General features: G+C 45.1%; 3 protein-coding genes. All 3 read right to left on the reverse strand.

Annotated features, from left to right (window positions below):
* On the reverse strand, window positions 1-494 hold a 494-nt coding region (locus D6694_07750; protein ID RMH42631.1), incomplete at its 3' end, for a hypothetical protein.
* Window positions 495-506: 12 nt separating this feature from the next.
* Window positions 507-923, reverse strand: coding sequence for a type III-B CRISPR module-associated protein Cmr5 (cmr5, locus tag D6694_07755; GenBank protein ID RMH42632.1), 417 nt, complete (start codon window positions 921-923; stop codon window positions 507-509).
* Window positions 920-1,715, reverse strand: a 796-nt coding sequence (gene cmr4, locus D6694_07760; protein RMH42633.1) for a type III-B CRISPR module RAMP protein Cmr4, incomplete at its 5' end; no start/stop codon positions are given. The genes cmr4 and cmr5, both read right to left, overlap by 4 nt.

Below are 1,715 nucleotides of genomic sequence, written 5' to 3' on the forward strand. Positions count from 1 at the left end.
CTGCGTTCCCTTGTTGCAAGCTTTTCGAAATCGATATCGCCAAAGTTGGGTTGAATCTGATAACTCACCTTTCCTTTATGCGTTCGAAAAAAAGCAAAAGGATTCTTTGCCTCAGAGTTTTCATGTCGGGCACACTTTTGCCACTTCAGGAAAAAATTGTCAGGATTGACACCCTGCAGGGCATCACGAGAATCCTTTGGCAGACATGTTTTTTTCGGATCAAAGCTGTCCATGATATTTGTTTTTGAGTTACTTCCACCAGGTTGAGCCACCGCAGGCGAATGTGAATAAAGTACTTTCCCGTCATGAGCCACCAACTTGGACAACGCACCTCCCGCACGTTCAAACTGACACGAAGTCCCGTTTAAGGAATCATCCTCTGGCTGCCAGCCGGTTACAGACAAAACCCCGGTTTTGCCACTTTTCTTGGAGTACTGGATTTCAGCGTGAAACCCTTTTCGCGTCTTTTTTATAATCAGAACACCCTCTTCCATGGTTTCACAGCTTTAAATATCCTCACTTTCTCCCTCAATTAATCCTTCGGAAAAACGACGCATCCAATTAAGCAGAGCCAGAACTTCGTTGGTCACTGCACGGTATTGGGCACTATCCAATTCGGTTAAGGCATTTGCGAAAGACTTTTGTCCCAATGACACCAACTGCTTTTCGGTAGAAACCCATTCAGCAAGCTGATGGTAAATCAGTCCCCAAGGAGTATCCTTGCTTGGCTCACCATTCTTTGCCCCTTTCGAAAAAGCAAACGCCACTGCCGCGCCAAGCCCATTGACCTTGATCATCATGGGCATTTTCTTGACATAGGACTTATATTCCTTCTTTTTTGACAGCCTGGCGCCTTCTTCAGCATACCTGTATGCCATGGCTGCGCGGCCTTGTTCGAGCTTGTTTCTGGTTGTCAGACTCATAATTCAACGATTTTAGTGGTTACGATTCCTTTACCCAGTGTTGCATTGGCACCGATCTGCACGACACCGGGGAGGTTTTCTTTGAAAAATGAGAACACTTTCTCTTCTTCCATCCCATCCTTCCTGAATTCGTCCGATGACAAGACGAGTGTGTAAAGCACACTTTCCGCAGGCAAATATTCTTCATTGAAAAGAGCACCTTGGGCAACAGTTCCGGTTTCGTTGTCAATTTTGGTACGAGTAACTACCTCTGTGCTTATGTTTACAAAATCCCGGAAATCGTCGTCAGGCAAAACCACAATATCCTTTTTGATCTTTTCAGACCAATAGGAACCGTCGTTTCCAAAAAGCTGCTCGGCCAACCAGTCCGGGAAATCTGTTTTCTTATCGCCATATTTCACCTGTGTCACCCCATTCAATTCGTTGGAAATTTCGAAAGTGAATTCTTCAAGGATCACCTTGTCCCCATTCACCTTTACCGAAGCATCCGGGTTAAAAAGGTACACCTTATTGGGTTCAATAAATTCTGCATTCAGGTCTACGAATTCAAAATCCCCTTTAGCAAGTTGCATGTCCAGAGTAAATTGCTTGAGCACTTTCAGAGAAGTTACCCATGCAAAAACCCCTTTCATACTTTTCACAGGAAACAGCAAAAGACGAGCATCCGTAAAGCCGATGGCGCCAGCAAAGCGAGTAAGATCCTTATCCCCTTCACCATTCTCGAATCGGCTTTTGACGCTATTTGAAAGACCGTCCTCATCGTAACCGAACACTCGCTGGATTTTTTCCCAG

The sequence above is a fragment of the Gammaproteobacteria bacterium genome, assembly GCA_003696665.1.
Classification (GTDB): domain Bacteria; phylum Pseudomonadota; class Gammaproteobacteria; order Enterobacterales.

What these genes read in the sequence shown, in the direction of transcription:
- cmr5 (RMH42632.1), bottom strand. Translation starts at nt 923, where the DNA reads ATGAGTCTGACAACCAGAAACAAGCTCGAACAAGGCCGCGCAGCCATG.